This window comes from Vibrio sp. 1978, assembly GCF_033344345.1.
Window position 1 is genome coordinate 1 of record NZ_JAWPOP010001088.1, and the last position, 506, is coordinate 506.

Sequence of the window (506 nt, forward strand, 5' to 3'; positions counted from 1 at the left end):
ACTTTATGGCGCAAGGTAGCCGAACAATTAGCAGAGAAAGTAAATAACCACCATAGCTACTCACAAAGCATTCTCTCAGGAAGCCTCGCTCTTATTTTGATGACATTGCCGTGTTTGGTGCTCTTAATCGCTCTAAAGCCTTTAGTTTGGCAAGAGCCTCTGTACGAACTTGCCTTGTTACTATTAGCGTTAGATTGGCGAAGTTGCGAAACCCTCACCAAACAACTTGCCCTCGCCTTGTCGCGTGAGGATAAAACGCGCTGTCGCGAGCTACTCAAGCCTTTTGTGAATCGTGATACCGAAACGTTATCGCTTGTCGGTATAGGTAAAGCCGGAGCTGAAACCATCATTATGGGCTTTGGTCGCAATGTAGTGTGTGTACTGTTTTGGTATGCCATCGCAGGTGGGATTGGGGCGCTTATGTACCGCTTAACCATGGAACTAGCACGAGCTTGGTCTCCTAGCCGTCGTCAGTATGCGCCATTTGGGAAACCTGCCATTCAAAT

The 506-nt window shown here is 47.6% G+C and carries 1 protein-coding gene; it reads left to right on the forward strand.

The window, feature by feature from the left end:
* The coding region (locus R8N49_RS30800) for a cobalamin biosynthesis protein (RefSeq protein WP_318190909.1) at positions 1 to 506 on the forward strand (506 nt) is incomplete at both ends.